Annotated in this window: 15 protein-coding genes; 6 read left to right on the top strand and 9 right to left on the bottom strand. The window is 41.0% G+C overall.

The genetic code is table 11. The features are described from left to right. Positions 1–80 precede the first annotated feature (80 nt). Positions 81–1,151, bottom strand: coding sequence for an AraC family transcriptional regulator (locus tag OA91_RS13845; protein WP_046016556.1), 1,071 nt, complete (start codon positions 1,149–1,151; stop codon positions 81–83). Positions 1,152–1,391: 240 nt separating this feature from the next. On the opposite strand from OA91_RS13845, the gene OA91_RS13840 reads away from it, so the two are divergent. The 5 genes from OA91_RS13840 (at position 1,392) to OA91_RS13820 (ending at position 8,016) form a co-directional block, all read left to right on the top strand. After that, positions 1,392–1,751, top strand: coding sequence for a c-type cytochrome (locus OA91_RS13840; RefSeq protein ID WP_063338900.1), 360 nt, complete (start codon positions 1,392–1,394; stop codon positions 1,749–1,751). Positions 1,752–1,826: 75 nt separating this feature from the next. Then, positions 1,827–3,236, top strand: a complete 1,410-nt coding sequence (locus OA91_RS13835) for a D-arabinono-1,4-lactone oxidase (protein WP_063338899.1) — start codon at positions 1,827–1,829, stop codon at positions 3,234–3,236. 9 nt (positions 3,237–3,245) lie between these two features. Next, positions 3,246–4,541 (top strand): DSD1 family PLP-dependent enzyme, encoded by a 1,296-nt coding sequence (locus OA91_RS13830; RefSeq protein WP_063338898.1) that lies wholly within the window; start codon positions 3,246–3,248, stop codon positions 4,539–4,541. Positions 4,542–4,864: 323 nt separating this feature from the next. After that, complete coding sequence (locus OA91_RS13825; protein WP_063338897.1) at positions 4,865–6,529, top strand: formate--tetrahydrofolate ligase; 1,665 nt, start codon at positions 4,865–4,867, stop codon at positions 6,527–6,529. A 290-nt stretch (positions 6,530–6,819) separates the two neighbouring features. After that, positions 6,820–8,016: an amino acid aminotransferase gene (locus OA91_RS13820; RefSeq protein WP_063338896.1), complete on the top strand. Its 1,197-nt coding sequence runs from the start codon at positions 6,820–6,822 to the stop codon at positions 8,014–8,016. Between the two features lie 77 nt (positions 8,017–8,093). Here OA91_RS13820 and OA91_RS13815 read toward each other — a convergent pair whose 3' ends face one another. Continuing rightward, complete coding sequence (locus OA91_RS13815) at positions 8,094–8,705, bottom strand: UPF0149 family protein (protein WP_046016562.1); 612 nt, start codon at positions 8,703–8,705, stop codon at positions 8,094–8,096. A 432-nt stretch (positions 8,706–9,137) separates the two neighbouring features. On the opposite strand from OA91_RS13815, the gene rrtA reads away from it, so the two are divergent. Further along, entirely contained in the window at positions 9,138–9,785 is a 648-nt protein-coding gene (gene rrtA / locus OA91_RS13810) for a rhombosortase (RefSeq protein WP_063338895.1), read from the top strand. Between the two features lie 4 nt (positions 9,786–9,789). Here the strand turns inward: rrtA and OA91_RS13805 are convergent, their stop codons facing one another. The 7 genes from OA91_RS13805 to OA91_RS13775 all read right to left on the bottom strand — a co-directional run bounded on the left by OA91_RS13805 (position 9,790) and on the right by OA91_RS13775 (position 16,850). Further along, on the bottom strand, positions 9,790–10,725 hold the full coding sequence (locus tag OA91_RS13805) for an HD-GYP domain-containing protein (protein ID WP_063338894.1): 936 nt from the start codon (positions 10,723–10,725) through the stop codon (positions 9,790–9,792). Between the two features lie 411 nt (positions 10,726–11,136). Continuing rightward, positions 11,137–13,035, bottom strand: coding sequence for a DNA topoisomerase IV subunit B (parE, locus tag OA91_RS13800; RefSeq protein WP_063338893.1), 1,899 nt, complete (start codon positions 13,033–13,035; stop codon positions 11,137–11,139). Positions 13,036–13,244: 209 nt separating this feature from the next. Further along, on the bottom strand, positions 13,245–13,817 hold the full coding sequence (locus tag OA91_RS13795; RefSeq protein ID WP_063338892.1) for a YqiA/YcfP family alpha/beta fold hydrolase: 573 nt from the start codon (positions 13,815–13,817) through the stop codon (positions 13,245–13,247). A gap of 57 nt (positions 13,818–13,874) precedes the next feature. Beyond that, positions 13,875–14,333, bottom strand: coding sequence for a DUF1249 domain-containing protein (locus OA91_RS13790; RefSeq protein WP_063338891.1), 459 nt, complete (start codon positions 14,331–14,333; stop codon positions 13,875–13,877). Between the two features lie 3 nt (positions 14,334–14,336). Beyond that, the gene (locus OA91_RS13785) at positions 14,337–15,296 is read right to left on the bottom strand and encodes an acetyltransferase (protein ID WP_063338890.1); all 960 of its coding nucleotides are present in this window, start codon (positions 15,294–15,296) and stop codon (positions 14,337–14,339) included. A gap of 62 nt (positions 15,297–15,358) precedes the next feature. After that, positions 15,359–15,973 (bottom strand): NUDIX domain-containing protein, encoded by a 615-nt coding sequence (locus OA91_RS13780; protein WP_052702003.1) that lies wholly within the window; start codon positions 15,971–15,973, stop codon positions 15,359–15,361. Continuing rightward, positions 15,966–16,850 (bottom strand): energy-coupling factor ABC transporter permease, encoded by an 885-nt coding sequence (locus OA91_RS13775; RefSeq protein ID WP_063338889.1) that lies wholly within the window; start codon positions 16,848–16,850, stop codon positions 15,966–15,968. Before OA91_RS13775 ends, OA91_RS13780 begins: the two co-directional genes overlap by 8 nt. Positions 16,851–16,943: the final 93 nt, after the last annotated feature.

Genomic DNA, 16,943 nt, shown 5'->3' with positions numbered 1-16,943 from the left:
TAAAAGCATTGATTTTCAGACTATCATGATTTTTTTGGAGGCAAGAATAACCAGCTCGGCCATATCCTGACAAAATCGGACTAATTCATTTTGGGCTTAGAATCAGAGTAAGCTTTACTGCGATAACTGGAGGGAGCTTTGCCTGTCCATTTCTTAAACGAACGATAAAAACTGGTGCTATCGCTAAAGCCGACAAGTTGTGCAATATCCTCCATCGCAAGGTTTGAGTCCTTTAAATAGCGTAAGGCGAGCTCTTGGCGAACCGCATTAAAAATTTCTTTATAGGAGGTATTTAGTTCTGTAAGTCGTCGTCTCAAACTACGTTCACTCATAGCAAGTTGTTCGGCCACTTCTTGAATAGAAGGATATTTTTCGGGGGTTCTTAATAGCGCTAAATGCACCTTACCAACAAGGCTACGATTAGAGTCTTGCTGCAGTAGCATGTCATCACACAGCTTAATCGCTAGGCTTTCAGTCACAGGGTTATAAGACTGATTCGTGCGCTCTAAATCTTCTTGTTGAATCACGACCTGACTTACAGGTGCATCAAAAACTAAAGGACAACGAAAAAAGGTTTGGTATAAGCTCAAATTATCAGGCTCTGGATAGGCGAAATGCACAGCAAGTGGCGTATAAGTATCGTCTAGAAAATCACGGGTTAACTTCACATGACCTGATAAATCCTCATCTACCAAAAACCTAAATAAGTGATCAGAAACTTGATGGGTAGGACGAGAGAATCGACGGCATTCATTTTCACCAAAACTCATCTCAACATGGGTAAGGTTAGTTGTGGTTTGAAAGTAACTTTCTGAAATGCGAAGTGCATCCCAACCATTTTTACAACTAGCAATCGCATAACCCAACATGCCTAAATCACTCAAACTCTCTTGGCTACCTACTGCCAAGCCAAGTGCAGAATCACCACTGAGTGTTAGCGCATTATCAATAATCACCATACTTTGGTCGAAAGAGATCAAGGTACCTTCTTGGGTCAACTCCCCTTCTTTAATACCAGCATCTTGAGTCAAAGCGGCCGTATTTAAGCCTCTTTGATAAAAAAGGCTCGTTAGCAGGTGAAACAAATAAGTTGGGATAGCGCAATCTTGTCGAGCAAAGGGCGCCAAAGGTGAACGCAATGTGTGATTCATAAGATTTTTTCATTATTTTTATTTTTTATGATTGGCCGAGATTGTCAGGGTCTGGCCTCATATGTGGTTTTTCTTGCTGTAAAAACTACCTACCATTTAAATCCGATATTCAGTAATTGACAACAAAAATAGAAAATAATTACTCAGACGCATATTACTAACCTAGCTAGACACTCTTTTGCTCAGGCAATAAGCGAGTTTTATTTTCCTTAATATCCGTATTTGAAAGGTAAAAAAACCATGCTTAAACCCTACTTTTTACTGCTAGCGAGCGGCTTTATCTCCCTTTTCCTTACAGGCTGTGAACAGGTACAAGATGATGCAATAAGACTTGAACAAGCAAGGTCACTTACACCTTCTAACCAAGATTTAAATGGCATTTACCAACGTAGTTGCGTCGCTTGTCATGCTAACCCTGACACACAAGCCCCTCTTACAGGAGATCTCGTTGCTTGGCAGCCAAGAATAGACAAAGGCATGGAAACCTTACTCACTCATGTGGTGAATGGTTTTGGTGGCATGCCGCCATTTGGCATGTGCATGGATTGCAGTGAAGAAGAATTTGAGCAACTCATTCAATTTATGGCGCAAAGCAAATAGTCACTAAACCACTGTCAGGCAAGTTTTTACTTACTTTTCAATTGCTTTCTAAGAACAGGAATAAGGACACAGAATATGATTAGTCGACGCAACTTATTGGGTTCATTAATTGGTACAGCAGTCGGTGCAAGCTTAAGCCCAACCATCAGCTTGGCACAAGAAACAGGCACTATGTCGTCTGAAAAGACCTTGGAGAAAGTCACTCGAAAAAGCCTTCCTTGGCGAAACTGGTCAGGCTCTCAAGAGTGCTTCCCTCAGTCACGTATTGCGCCAAAAAGCCTTACAGAGCTTCAGCAAGTTATTACTCAGGCAAAAGGCCATATTCGTCCGGTTGGCGCTGGCCATTCCTTTAGCCCCCTTGTGCCTACTCAAGACACAATATTGTCGCTTAGTCGTATGACTGGGGTTATCTCCCATGATGAAACCACGAATCAAGCCGTCATTATGGCGGGTACTCGTTTGGGAGACATAGGTAAGCCTTTAGCTGAACGAGGCCAAGCTATGATAAATATGCCTGATATTGACGAGCAAACATTGGCAGGTGCCCTTGGTACAGCCACTCACGGCACAGGGGCTAGCTTAGGTTGCTTATCGGACTTTGTTGAAGGCTTAGAATTAGTTACGGCCAATGGAGAGGTTTTGTCCTGTGATAGACAGACAAACTCAGATATTTTCCAAGCAGCCAGAGTTAACCTTGGCGCATTAGGAATTGTCACTCAAATTCGTCTACAAAATATGCCTAAGTATCGCCTTAGACGCGAAACAAGCTGTGTCGCTATTGATGATATTCTCGATAATGCCGAAAAGATTGCTAAGGCAAATCGTAATTTCGAATTCTACTATATCCCCTTTTCTGGCTATGGCTTGATGGATACCCACAACATCACAGATGAAGCCCCCTCTGTCACAGATAAGATAGACCAAAATGATGGTACTGAAACCCTCAAACAATTAAGGGATTGGCTAGCTTGGTCCCCTAGAATTAGGGAATATATTTTAAGTCATGAAATGCAAAAAATTGAAAAAGAGGTGACCATAGCCAACTCATGGCAAAACTATGCGCAAGAGCGCAATGTTAGATTTAATGAGATGGAATATCACTTACCTAGGGAATATGCCGTTCAAGCTTTTAGAGAAATTAGAGACACTGTCGAGAAGCATTTTGATGAGGTTTTCTTCCCGTTCGAATTCCGTTTCGTTAAAAGCGATGATATCTGGTTAAGCCCTTTTAACGGCCGCGAAACCTGCTCTATTGCTGTCCATAGATTCTATAACGAAGACTATCAAGCCATGTTCAAAGCGGTTGAGCCTATTTTCAAGAAATATCATGGCCGCCCACACTGGGGCAAACTCAATAGTATGCAAAGCCAGGAGTTTGCTGCGCATTATTCTAATTGGCAAAATTTTAAAGACATCAGGCAGTCATTGGACCCAGAAGGTAAGTTTTTAAACCCTTACTTAAAAAGCCTGTTTGATATTGCATAGGAGCGCAACATGTCTGATCAAGTCACACCTTCTCGTCGTCGCTTTATCCTTGGAGGGATTGGCCTAGCTGCCTTTGCAGGTCTTGGTATTGCCAAACCCAATGATATTGGTGAGAACCATAATCACTATTTTAATCAGCTAAGCTTGGCCTTAGATAATAAAGCCCTTTCCAAACCTAACTTGGTAATAGATAAAAGCCTATTAATTGACAATATTAAGGTACTTAAAACGCATTTAGCTGGACGTTTTGATTATCGTATTGTCGCAAAATCTTTACCTTCGATTCCGCTACTGCGTTTAATTATGGAGCAGTCACAAACCAACAAACTTATGCTATTCCACCAGCCTTTTTTGAATCAGGTTGCTCAAGCTTTGCCTGATTCGGATGTGCTGCTAGGAAAGCCTATGCCAGTTACTGCAGCGGCCAATTTTTATCGTCTTTATGCAGCTAATCAAACGCCAAAATTTGATCATGAAACCCAACTACAATGGTTGATCGATTCCCCAGAACGACTCAACCAATATCAAGCCTTGGCCCATAGTCTTAAGGTTAAAATGAGGATCAATATCGAGCTCGATGTGGGGTTTCATCGTGGCGGTGTTGCCGATGATCTTATCTTCGAAAAAATGCTTAAACAAATCGATTCTGACCCCGCATTAAGTTTTGCAGGACTCATGGGCTATGAGCCCCATGTAGCAAAAGTACCGGGGCGGAAAATAGCTTTGAGAGACGCGGCTATGCAAAGCTATCGAGATAAGCTGGCAATCGCACTTAGAGTTTCCGGAAAAAGTGCTGATGAACTCACTCTAAATTCAGCTGGTAGCCCTACTTATCAGTATTATGACGAAGGTGATTATCCTCACAATGAAGTGGCAGCGGGCTCTTGTTTGGTTAAACCAAGTGATTTTGATTTAGATACCCTGTCTGACCATGTCGCAGCCGCTTTTATCGCCACGCCAGTACTAAAAGTAATGCAAGAGACTCAAATTCCTGGGGTTGATGGCTTAGGTCGACTGATGTCATTTTGGAACCCTAACCGTAGTAAAACTTTTTATACCTATGGCGGTAACTGGAAAGCTAACCCTATCTCACCTAAGGGCCTCAGTATTAACCCTGTGTGGGGACACTCGACCAATCAAGAAATGTTAAATGGCTCTGATAATATTCAACTAAAAGTAGATGATTGGATATTTTTAAGGCCGACGCAAAGTGAGTTTGTCTTTTTACAGTTCGGTAATATTTCTCTTTATGAGGCTGGTAAGATCACCGCCAGTTGGCCTGTTTTATCAGAGCAAGTTGGTTAATTCCTCTCGTAACTTATTCACAATAAGGCAGAAAAAGTAAGTTCTGCCTTATTGCACTTCCAATCTTTATGTTTTTGACAAGCTCAGTCTTGAGTTGTAGCTTAATAAGGTGCGTAAGCAAACTTTCATATTTGGGTATTACCTAACGGCTTGTCGCACTATGCGTTTCTCACAAGCACAATGTTCCTCAAGGCCTTTTAGGTCAAATTTTCAAGATTAATAACAGGTTAAATTATAGATATGAGAGGAAGTCATTATTTGCCTTCTTCGATGAAAGAATCCCAAACTTTGAAAGCGTGTTAATTATCACCAAGGAGCCAATCATGGCAACAGACGTTGAAATCGCACAGCAATTTAGCCCCAAGCCGATTACACAAATCAGCGACAGTTTAGGTATTGATCCCGCCCACCTTTTACCCTACGGCAAAGATATTGCCAAAGTAGACCTAGCCGCACTAAAAACTTCAAGTAACAAACGAGGCCGACTCATTCTAGTCTCAGCGACAACGCCGACACCTTCTGGTGAAGGTAAAACCACCACAACCATAGGCTTAGGACAAGCTTTTACGCAATTAGGCGAATCGGTGTGTTTAGCCTTAAGAGAGCCTTCTTTAGGGCCATGTCTTGGCATGAAGGGTGGTGCGACAGGCGGTGGTTATAGTCAAATTATGCCAGGGGATAGAATTAACCTGCATTTCACTGGGGACTTTCACGCTATCACCAGTGCCAACAACTTATTATCGGCAGCCATTGATAACCATATATATCAAGGCAACCAACTAAAGATAGACCCTAGACAAATTGTCTGGCGTCGAGTCATGGATATGAACGACCGAAGCCTTAGAAATATTGTTCTCGGCTTAGGTGGAAAGATGCAGGGTATACCTCGTGAAGGAGGGTTTGATATTACCGCCGCATCCGAAGTTATGGCCATGCTCTGCTTAGCCACGGATGCCAGTGACTTAAAAAAACGCCTTGATCGCACCTTAATTGGTTACACTTTTGACGGCCTGCCAGTACAAGCAAAACAGCTTGAAATAACAGGTGCTATGATGGCCTTACTTAAAGATGCGCTCCAACCTAACCTAGTGCAGAGCTTTGAAGGTACTCCTGCCTTTGTTCATGGGGGCCCTTTTGCCAACATTGCCCATGGTTGTAATAGCATTATTGCTACTCGCATGGCAATGCATCACGCGGATTGGGCCATTACTGAAGCAGGCTTTGGATTTGACCTTGGCGCAGAAAAATTCTTTGATATCAAATGCCGTATTGCTGAACTTGACCCTGATGCTGTGGTGCTGGTAACGACGGTCAGAGCTCTCAAAATGCATGGGGGTAAAGCCAAGGACGACTTGGTAAAACAAGATCTAGAAGCCGTTAAAAAAGGCTTAGAGAACCTTGATAAACACATTGAAAGTGTTGAGCTATTTAATAAACACCCTGTGGTTGCACTAAATCGCTTTGCAACAGACACAGACGAAGAAATAGCTTTGATACGGGCTAGATGTGCTCAACATAACGTGTCTTTTGCAGAAACAAGCCATCATGCTGATGGAGGTAAAGGAGCCATTGAATTAGCTAAGGTGGTGATGGAATCTGTCAGCAAGAATCGTCCTTTTCAACCCTTGTATCAATTAGACCTACCTGTCATTGAAAAGGTGAAAGCTGTTTGTAAAGCCATGTATGGGGCATTTGATGTGGCTTTCTCTAAAGAAGCAGAGAAAGACTTAAAGCATGTTGAGCAACTCGAACTCACACATTTACCTGTTTGCATTGCCAAAGCACCTAGCTCTTTATCTGATGATCCGACACTTCATGGCAGGCCCAGAGATTTTGAAGTGACAGTAAGAGCAATACAGATCAATGCTGGAGCCGGCTTTTTAGTGGTGCTGACAGGCAATATTATGCGTATGCCAGGCTTACCTAAGAAACCTGCAGCAAACAATATTGAGCTTTTAGAGAATGGCATTATTAAAGGTCTAGAGTAATCCATAGAAGAAGGAGCGAGGCCTGCTTGCTCCTTCCTTTAAAACTAAGTCACTTTCTACCAATTTTTTTTAAGAGTCTATTCCTCGACTTAAAGCCTATTTCCCTATTTATATTCTGTATCGATTTCTTTACAGGCAAAGAAATTATTGTCGATAAAATTCCCCATTTAATGATTGTAATTAAATGCAAATACGGCAGAATAAAAGACGATTTTTTAACTTGCTCTACTAGATTAATACTAATTAATAGCAAGCTTTACGACCCCTCTGAAAAATAGGACTCAAGCACCATGTTTAAGCATTTAAAAGCGGTTCCAGGCGATCCTTTATTAGCGCTCATCATAGCTCACCGTAACGATCCAAATCCTAAAAAGATTGATTTGGGTGTCGGTGTTTATAAAGATAATTCTGGCCATACGCCGATTTTAAATAGTGTTAAAAAAGCCGAAGCAATTTTATTGGAACAAGAAGACTCTAAAAGCTATATTGGCATTAATGGCGCTCCTGAGTTTGCACCTGTGGTACAAACATTACTTTTAGGTGAAAACAGCAAAGTCATTGCTGACAAGCGTATTTTCTCTGCACAAACACCAGGCGGTACTGGCGCACTAAAAGTCGCAGCTGATTTTATTGGTGCAAACCTAGCTAACCCAAAAATTTGGGTCAGTGATCCGACTTGGGGTAACCACCTACCTATTTTCAAAAGCTCTGGCATTGAGATCGCAGCATACCCTTATTATGACGCCGAAACGAACGGTCTTCGTTTTGATGACATGATGGCAACGCTTAAAGCAGAAGTAAAAGCAGGTGATGCTATTTTACTTCACGCTTGCTGCCATAACCCAACGGGTATCGATCTGAAAATCGAACACTGGCATGCTCTTACAGATCTCGTGCTTGAGAAAGGTTTGCTTCCGTTAGTTGACGCTGCTTACCAAGGCTTCGGCGATGGTCTTGATGAAGATATGGCTGGCCTAAGATATATGGCTGAGCGTGTGCCTAGCATGCTAATTGCTAACTCATTCTCTAAGAACTTTGGTATTTATCGCGAACGTTGCGGTGGAATGAGCATCATTGCTGAAACGACTGAAGAAGCAAGCAATGCATTTTCTATTGTTGGAATGGCAATTCGTGCAAACTATTCTATGCCTCCTGCTCATGGTGCCTCTGTGGTTTACACCATAATGCAAGACAAAGCATTGCATGCTGAATGGGAAGCTGAAGTTGCGACTATGCGTGATCGTATTAACGACTTGCGTCACAAGTTGGTTGAAAGCCTAGAAAAAACATCCTGCACTAAAGACTTTAGCTTTATTAAAGATCAAAGAGGTATGTTCTCTTATTCTGGCCTTACGCTTGAGCAAGTACTTAGATTGCGTAATGAGTTCTCCATCTATATTGCTGATACTGGCCGTATGAATGTAGCAGGTATTACAGACGATAACCTTGAGTACCTAGCTGAGTCTATCGCGACTGTTGTTGGTTAATTGTTTTACAATAATTAAAGACACTAAAAAGGGAAGCATGATAGCCTCCCTTTTTTATGCACTGGGTTTAAGAGATTTTAATGCAAGACAGGTGGATTCTTGGATTCGGCCAAGTTTATCTCTGGATGGTTAAACTGAGCTAAACGCATAATAGAAGGCTCAATCAACTCTTGCCAAAAAATAATCTCTTCTCGGCTCATATTATCCAGTTTACTCCAGCCGGCCTCTGTGCCAAACAAGCGTACCGAAGCCAGCACTTCATCTAAAAAGCTCTTATCACCTTTTCGTGTTAGGCCGGTTAAACGGGCTCCGCGCATGAAGCCAACACACCATTCATCAATCACGATTTCTTGATCCCCGTCCACTTCAACCTGAAGGTATACAGGGTGTAACTCTCCTTTTACAAGGCAGTCCATGGTATTAACATACATTAGCAATACGAGACTTAAAAACTCTTCTTCTTCCTCAGGAGAAGCCCATACAGGCTGGTCTTCATCCACTCCCCAAATACCTGAGATCCAAGCATCAGGCTCAAGACTATCTTTAGTACATCCAAGGGCAGTAAAGTAGCCATCGAGTTCTGAGACACACATTAGCGAGCGTTCACAACCGTAACTGGAAAGATAATGATCAAGACGATTATAAAGAGCGTCTTCATCAATTGTTTCTTGATTTTGCTCTTCTGTCATAATGATTCCTTAGTAGGCACACAACATAAAAACCTACATTTAAAACAAAGCTATACCTTTATTTTAACGTGAAAACTCTCATCTTGCTTTAGCATTTCATTTTCTAACGAAAATTTAGTCTTATTTAACGTCTTTATAACAATATCAGGACAAAGCAAACGAATTAGGTTTATGCCTCTAAAAAGACAAAGAGATGTAAGCATCAATTAAACTAACCACTGTTTGAAAATTAATTACATAAATCAGTATATTTGAAAAATATCTTGTTAAATCGATGAGATAGAAAAGCATTTAAAATACTTTTTAGACAATTTTATTAAGATATAGACATTTTTTTTACAAAAAATAGCCATAAAACAGCTGTTTTAATGTAATATTGTGTAAGTGTCCATGATATATCTCATGGACCATTGAGTAGCCAGTGGCACCATTATGCAAATACTTCAATTAATTAAGACAGATACACCTAATGTATTGAGCCGACCCTTAAAAGGTTTTTTTCTCAGTATATTCATCTTGATGATTTTCTTTGCCCCTTACAGCGAGTCTTGGACTAATTTATGGCTGACTACCTGTGATTGGCAACAAGATGTTTGGCGTTATGTCACTGCTCACTTCACCCATTGGAACATTAACCATCTGATCATGAATATGTCTGGTTTAATCATTTACTCTTGGTTATTCATGGATGATATGAAATCGCGTAGGTCATTTTACGAGCAAGTATTTAGTCTCATTTTTATACTTGCTGTGATAGATAGCTATTTAATTACTTGTTATAAACTAAATACTTATGCGGGCTTCTCTGGCATTCTTTATGGTCTTTTTGCATTTGGCTCAATTCGTTATTGGCGCTCAAATAGACTGATCTGTAATCTGGTGATTTTAGTTTTAATGCTACAACTACAACCTTGGTTTGAGACTACTCACTTCGTTGCTGACCAAGGCATAATTATCGCTAAGAATGTTCATTTAATCGGTGTGTTAAGCGGTATTCCTGCGGCGCTTCTCTGCTTATATCTTGATAAACGCGCACGACCTAAGCCTGATACCAAGATACCAAGCTTTTCCAAACCCTAGCCAACTAAGTAAGATGCTTAACAATCGTTTGTTGACTCAAGCCTGTAATGGCATGATCAAGCTGACGATTAATTAGCCCTGTATCCAATTTAGGTTCCAAGTCTTTTGCACTCGCAGCCTGATTAAGCCGTGTTATATGGAATTCATTAGCCTCTTTCTCAAGTGCAAAACTGCCTGTACAACTTGGGCAATGTAAATGATCCCCCGTTTGACTTTCTCTTTGGACCACTATGGTTGGACCACAAGCAGGACAAGATTGAAGCGGTATGCCTTCATCACTATGACCTATTATATGAGCCAGTTCACCAGCCTCACCTAAAGCTATGATGGCATCAGCAAAACCTGCATCAAACTGTGTTCCTTTATTAGCAGCAATAATGGAAAGTGCTTTTTCTTGTGGCATACCAGCACGATAAGGGCGAGAGCTTGTCATTGCATCAAAAGCATCACATAAACCTACAACCTTGGCCATATCACTAATGTCTTCTGCGCTTAGACCTTGTGGATAACCACGGCCGTCGGGCCTTTCATGATGTAATAAGACTGCATCTTTAACTAAATCAGCTAACGGGTGTCCAGATAACATACGAAAGCCGATATTAGGGTGGGTTTTGATAATCTCGTACTCAGCATCCGTTAATTTATCTGTCTTACGCAAAATAGCATCAGGAATACCCACTTTACCTAAGTCATGTAAAAAGCCACCTAGACTAATGCGCGCAGCATCATCTTTTGATAAGCCAGCTTTGAGAGCAACCAACTCAGAGAATTTAGACACACGCCACAAATGCCCACCCGTATAAGGGTCTCTTGCCTCTACAAACCAAGCCATGGTCATTAAACTGGATAATAAGCTGGTGAAATGAGAGTCGCTTATATTATCAATCGAATTATCTGCAGAACCAGAGACCCATTGATTTACCTTCCTCAGTAAACTCATAAAAACACCTATGATATGTAAGTCTTAGCGGCACTTTATGCCATTGAAATGAATATATAGATTAGGACAAAAGGAATATCACTAGGTTCAGTCAATACTTCACAAATGGACAGTATTAAGGAACCTGCGAATAAGCCCTCCCGCCTCAGCGTGTAGATAAAAGCACCTAGGTTTATGGCGAGGGCCACAACTTAATAGTTGCTCTATTGATAAGGCTCTCAGCTTAAATATAGGTCTTTTAGACCACGCCCTTCGGGTCTTTCAGAAAAAATGACACTCTGTGTTGTCCCTTCTCGAAAGGTACCTACATTGCATCAAGTGACGCCTTGTTTGTCACTTTTTCTGATAAGACTGAGAAGAGGTAGCTTAATCGTAGGTTCCTTAACTAAACCTAAGAATGAAATTAACACGCTAGTCAATGGTAGCAAGGTTACCATAGGTTTCTAGCCAAATTTTACGGTCCCCTGAACGTTTTTTAGATAAAAGACGATCTAAAGCTTCACCCGTTGTTTCCACATCTTCCATGGTCAACTGAATCAAACGTCTAGTATCTGGCGCCATGGTAGTTTCTCTTAATTGAGATGGGTTCATCTCACCAAGTCCTTTGAATCGCTGAACGTTTGGCGTAGAACGCTTATGCTCTGCTGCAAGCTTATGCAAGATGATGTCTTTTTCTTCATCATCTAGGGCGTAATGCACTTCTTTTGCCACATCAATACGATACAGAGGAGGCATAGCAACAAATATATGGCCAGCTTTAACCAATGCAGGGAAATGACGCACAAACAAGGCACACAATAAGGTCGCAATATGGAGTCCATCCGAGTCAGCATCCGCGAGAATGCAGACTTTGCCATATCTAAGCTGAGACAAGTTATCATCAGCTGGGTCAACCCCTAGCGCGACAGAAATGTCATGAATTTCTTGTGAAGCAAGTACCTCAGACGAATCCACTTCCCATGAGTTCAAGATCTTACCTCTTAAGGGCATGATCGCTTGGAACTCTTTATCTCTGGCTTGCTTAGCTGATCCACCAGCCGAATCACCCTCCACCAAGAAAAGCTCACTTCGTGCGGTATCTTGTCCAGCACAATCTGCCAGTTTTCCGGGTAAAGCAGGTCCTTGCGTAATCTTTTTACGCACGACTTTCTTACTAGCTCGCATACGTTTTTGCGCACTAGAAATAACGATATCAGCAATTTTTTGCCCATCTTCAACATGCTTATTTAGCCATAAGCTAAATGCATCTTTTACTGTAGCAGAGATAAAGGCCACAATTTGACGAGAAGATAAACGCTCTTTGGTTTGCCCCGAGAATTGCGGTTCTTGCAGCTTAGCAGACAGTACATAGCTGCATCTTTCCCAAACATCTTCAGCCGTTAGTTTAACCCCTCTTGGTAACAGGTTTCTGAAGTCACAAAACTCTTTTATAGCTTCAAGAAGGCCTGTTCTTAGCCCGTTTACATGGGTACCGCCTTGAGCTGTAGGAATCAAGTTCACATAACTTTCTGTGACTAACTCACCGCCTTCTGGCAACCACTGAACGGCCCAATCAACCCCTTGAGTTATTTCGGTGACACCACCAACGAACGGAGTTTCAGGCAGTAATTCAAAGCCAGCATTTGCTTGAGCAAGGTAATCTTTTAAACCATCTTGGAAGAACCACTCTTCCTTTTCGACTTCTGAGCCTGACTCGTTAATAAAGATCATATGCAAGCCAGAGCATAGAACAGCTTTCGCTTTTAAGAGGTGCTTAAGCCTAGAGACAGAGAATTTTGCAGAGTCAAAGTACTTAGGGTCAGCTTTAAAGCTAACTTTTGTACCCGTATTCTTTTTACCACAGGTACCGATTTCGGTCAGATCTTGTGTTTTTAAACCATCAGCAAAGGCAATATGGTATTGGATGCCATTTCGTTTTACCCAAACATCAAGCTGTGTAGACAAGGCATTTACGACAGACACACCAACACCGTGCAAGCCACCAGAGAACTGATAGTTATCACCGGAGAACTTACCACCCGCATGTAGCTTAGTTAAGATAAGCTCTACGCCTGATACACCTTCTTCAGGGTGAATATCGACAGGCATACCACGGCCATTATCTTCAACACTTAATGTACCATCTTTATGTAGAGTCACTTCAACCCTATCAGCATGCTTTGCTAATGCCTCATCGACTGAGTTATCAATAACTTCTTGGGCAAGATGGTTAGGTCGGGCGGTATCCGTATACATACCAGGACGTTTTTGTACTGGCTCTAAGCCACTTAGGACTTCAATAGAATCCGCATTATATTGATTGGCAGACATTCTTTTTCCAACTTCTGTATTAGATTGTATTCTTCATCCGCTTTTTGTGCTGGTAAGACAAGAAGGTAAGTGGATTACTAAACATTATTGGGCATCAGTCTAACACTGCCCTGCATGAGTTTACAGTCGATAAAAAACTAGAATTGAAATAGAATTAGTCTAAATACTTTTATCAACATGATGAAGTAGAGGGCTTATTCTTTGCTTCTCTAAACGAGATTAGCAAAACGAAGTACCTGGTCCAGATAACGTTCAAAGCCTACAAAGCCATGATCACCACCCTCTTCCAAGCTAGTATCAACCCCTTGGTAATAATTCAAAGCATGGCGATAATCTAAGGTTTCATCTCCTTTCTGTAACATTAACCAAAACAAATTAGGTTTGGTTAAAGGCACATCAAACTTCTGCAACTGTTTTATATGCTCTTGTGTGAGGACATACTCTTCCTCAGTGTGATAATTCTTTTGCGGGCCTAAGTGGCGTTGAAGTAATAAAGGTGCACCCACAGCAGGGTTTAACACGACACATTTAACACCGTATTTATGCGCGAGATAAGTACCATAAAAGCCACCGAGTGAACTGCCAAATAAACACACTCCTCGATCTAAATTTGCCTCTATCAAAGCCTCTAAAGCGTCAATGGCTTTAGTGGGTTCCCAGTCTAACCTAGGCACAATAAGTGAGTCGGACAAACCTATCTCTGCGCAGTGCTGCTTTAATAAACTCGCTTTTTTGGCATTCTCAGAACTATTAAAACCATGAAGGTATATCAAACAAGGCATCTAGAATTACTCGAATAAATAGAAGGGAATAAAATAATGGGTAAGCTTTTTAACCTATCAGGCAAATGCCACGAGATCATCTTGGTTAAGTCGATAGCCATGTTTTAAACACAGTTCTAGAAGGTCTGCGAGCTGTTGATTCAATCGCATTTTTTCGTCTTTATGCAACATGGCATCATTCGGATAAGGGTAAGCCCCTTGGTACTGCCTATGGCCATCGGTAATTTCAGCAATTTTAACATCATGATATAAGCGAACAGTCATATTTACACCATGGTCAAACAACAAATCTGTTCGCTTTTGCTGGCCAAAGGTCAACTTAAACTGGCTGGTATATTGGCTTTCTTGGGTTAAAACAAGGCTGAGGCGGCTTTCTTGTCCACCTATACTGTGAATCAAAAAATGCCACTCGGCTTCAGCTTCTTTACTGCGCATAATACGCGCAATGCGACGATAATTAAGTTCGCCAAGCATTTGTAAGCTGTTTAAGTCGGGGATATAAGCATCTTTAATCATATTCTAACTACTTTTGATTGCACCTTGTTTTGGCATATTTGCCTCTTGCTCTAAAGCCGCTTTATAGTGCCCTATACGCTTATCTTTTTCAGCCCAAAATTGATTAAAACAATCATTAAACTCCAACCTATGTATTCCAGCAGGTTGAAAATCTGTCGAGCTTAGCACTTTATCTGGAAACGGAATATTTCGTACAACTACCTTAGCAGATTTTAAACGCCCACAGAGCAAATCCCAAAATGAAATATTTTCTTGTGGATAAATAACACTCATATCCACAATGGCTTGAAACTTGTCAGGCATGGCTTGCAATACAAACGCAACACCACCCGTTTTGGGTTTTAATAGATATTGATAAGTAGAGTCTTGCTGGTCATGTTTCATCTGACTCCAGCGCGTTCCTTCCACAAAGCTTAGCACTGTATTGGGAGCTTGCATAAAACGTCGGCATGATCGACGTGTGGTCTCTATATCCTTTCCTTTCAAATGAGGGTGTTTAGCAAGAAAAGCTTTACTGTAGCGACGCATAAATGGAAAACCCATTAAATATGTCGCAGTACCTACCAGAGGAATCCAGATAAGGTTATGTTTCATAAAAACTTTTGGGAGAGGCATTCGCCCTTGTATTTGAGCGAAAACAACAAAGATATCGACCCAAGATTGATGGTTTGCAATAACAAATTGCCAAGTATCAGCCTGCTTTTTTTGCTCTTTATCTAATGCCCAATTGACACCTAATACTTTGCGTAACCAAAAGTTTATAGCGGCAAACCAAGTTTCATATAACTGATGATAAATATTTTGAGACCTTTGTTCGTCTTGAGGTCGCCATAAAAAATAATAAAGTGCCGCTATGTGTAATAGCGAGGCTAACCCTAAAGTAACGAGACAAATATATAAGAAAGATAAAACGCCCAATAAAGGTCTAAAGGGCGCGATGACTTGCATTAAAGCTTTTAACATTAAACTTGTTCACCCACTATTTCATAACTTGATTCTATGGGTACAAGGTCGTCATGAAAGACTTAATTTTGAGTCCATTTTTGCCTTAATTCAGCTCGATTTAACGCTAACCATTGCAGTCCCATTATAGTACTTGCATTGTCTATATCCGTTTTCAATAAATCAATGGCATTTTCCGCCAACATTAAGTGCAAACGTATGTCTTCTCCTTCTTCTGGTAAGCCAAAGCTGCGCTTAACATCAACCTTGCTGGCATCAAACTCACCCGCATACATTCGCAAATATTCCACCAGTCCACCGGGAGAAGGCACAAATTTAAACATGTATTCTAAACGCTTTACTTCGACTCCCGCTTCTTCAAGTGATTCACGTCTAGCAACCTCCTCATCCTGTTCGCCTTCTTCAACCATACCCGCAACTAACTCCAGCAACCAAGGGCTTTCATGTTTCACGGCACAAGGTCTAAATTGCTCAATAAGAAGCACTTTATCAGCGACTGGGTCGTATAAAAGGACACAGACAGCATCATCACGCACCAACATTTCTCGGCTTATTTCTTTACTCCACCCACCATCAAACAATCTGTGTTTAAGCGTGACTTTTTTCATGGTAAAGAAGCCTTCATAAAGAATTTCTTCTTTTTGAACCTCAACATCCTTCTGGGTAAACTTAGTCATGCTTTTTATTATCCTTTTCATTCAGTGAGTTATCATTATCTTTGTTATCTAAAGCTTTGTTACGCCAGCCTTCTGGTGGTCGATATTTATCAAAATTTTCTGTATCTAACGATTCAGGCTCTTCCTTATCTTCTCTATCCATTTGCATTTCTTGTGCATCTAAATTTAATGCATCTGGCACCTTATCTTGCTCAACCTTCTGGCTCGGTGCTGGCTTTTGGAAATAGCGCTCATCATTAAATGCCTGCATCCAATGTGGGTGCAATATACTAAACCCAGAGATGAACATGCCATTCACAACCGCTTCTGGGAAAATAAATAGTGGCAAATAGCTGATGTAATCTAAAACGCCAAGGTTAAACTTAAATTGCCCACCTAGAAACAGCATAACACCAGCTAACGTGGCGACTAAAATAGAGGAGAGCAAACAACTTAAAAAGCCAGCGCCCATGATGAAAACAAAAGGGTTTTGAGGCTTCTTTGATTCAATCCAGAGATGGAGTTGCCAAGTAAAAGCAACAGGGATGACGGCATTGATAAAGTAGTTAAGGGCAAAACTCTCCCATTGCCCTTGGCCAAGTATTAAAAACCCCGCTTGTGCAATTAGTGATCCGAGTAAAGCTAAGCTCCAACCGAACATTAGACATAAAGTAGTAATACCCAAAAAGTGAATCGCAACATCTAAACTAATACTGATATTCACCTGCCAGATAATAAGCAGGACTAAGGTTGCCGCAAAAAACCTATGCTGTAGCACCTTATCATTAATCAAGGTCTTCCAATCAAGCCGCTTAATCATCAAAAATAAGAGTGGAATTAATAATAAGTTAAAAAACCATACCTGCCCTAAAGCAAGTAAATTACTGGAAATATTCATGTTAGGCTTCTTGTGACCTTAGTAAAATTTACAACGACTGCCGCAATTAAATGTAACTCACCTTAAAAGTCAGGCAAACTAGACTTTTTTATA

The sequence above is a fragment of the Marinomonas sp. SBI8L genome (assembly GCF_001624705.1).
GTDB lineage: Bacteria > Pseudomonadota > Gammaproteobacteria > Pseudomonadales > Marinomonadaceae > Marinomonas.
Note: the sequence above shows the minus strand (reverse complement) of the source record. Positions and strands in the feature narration are given on the sequence as shown.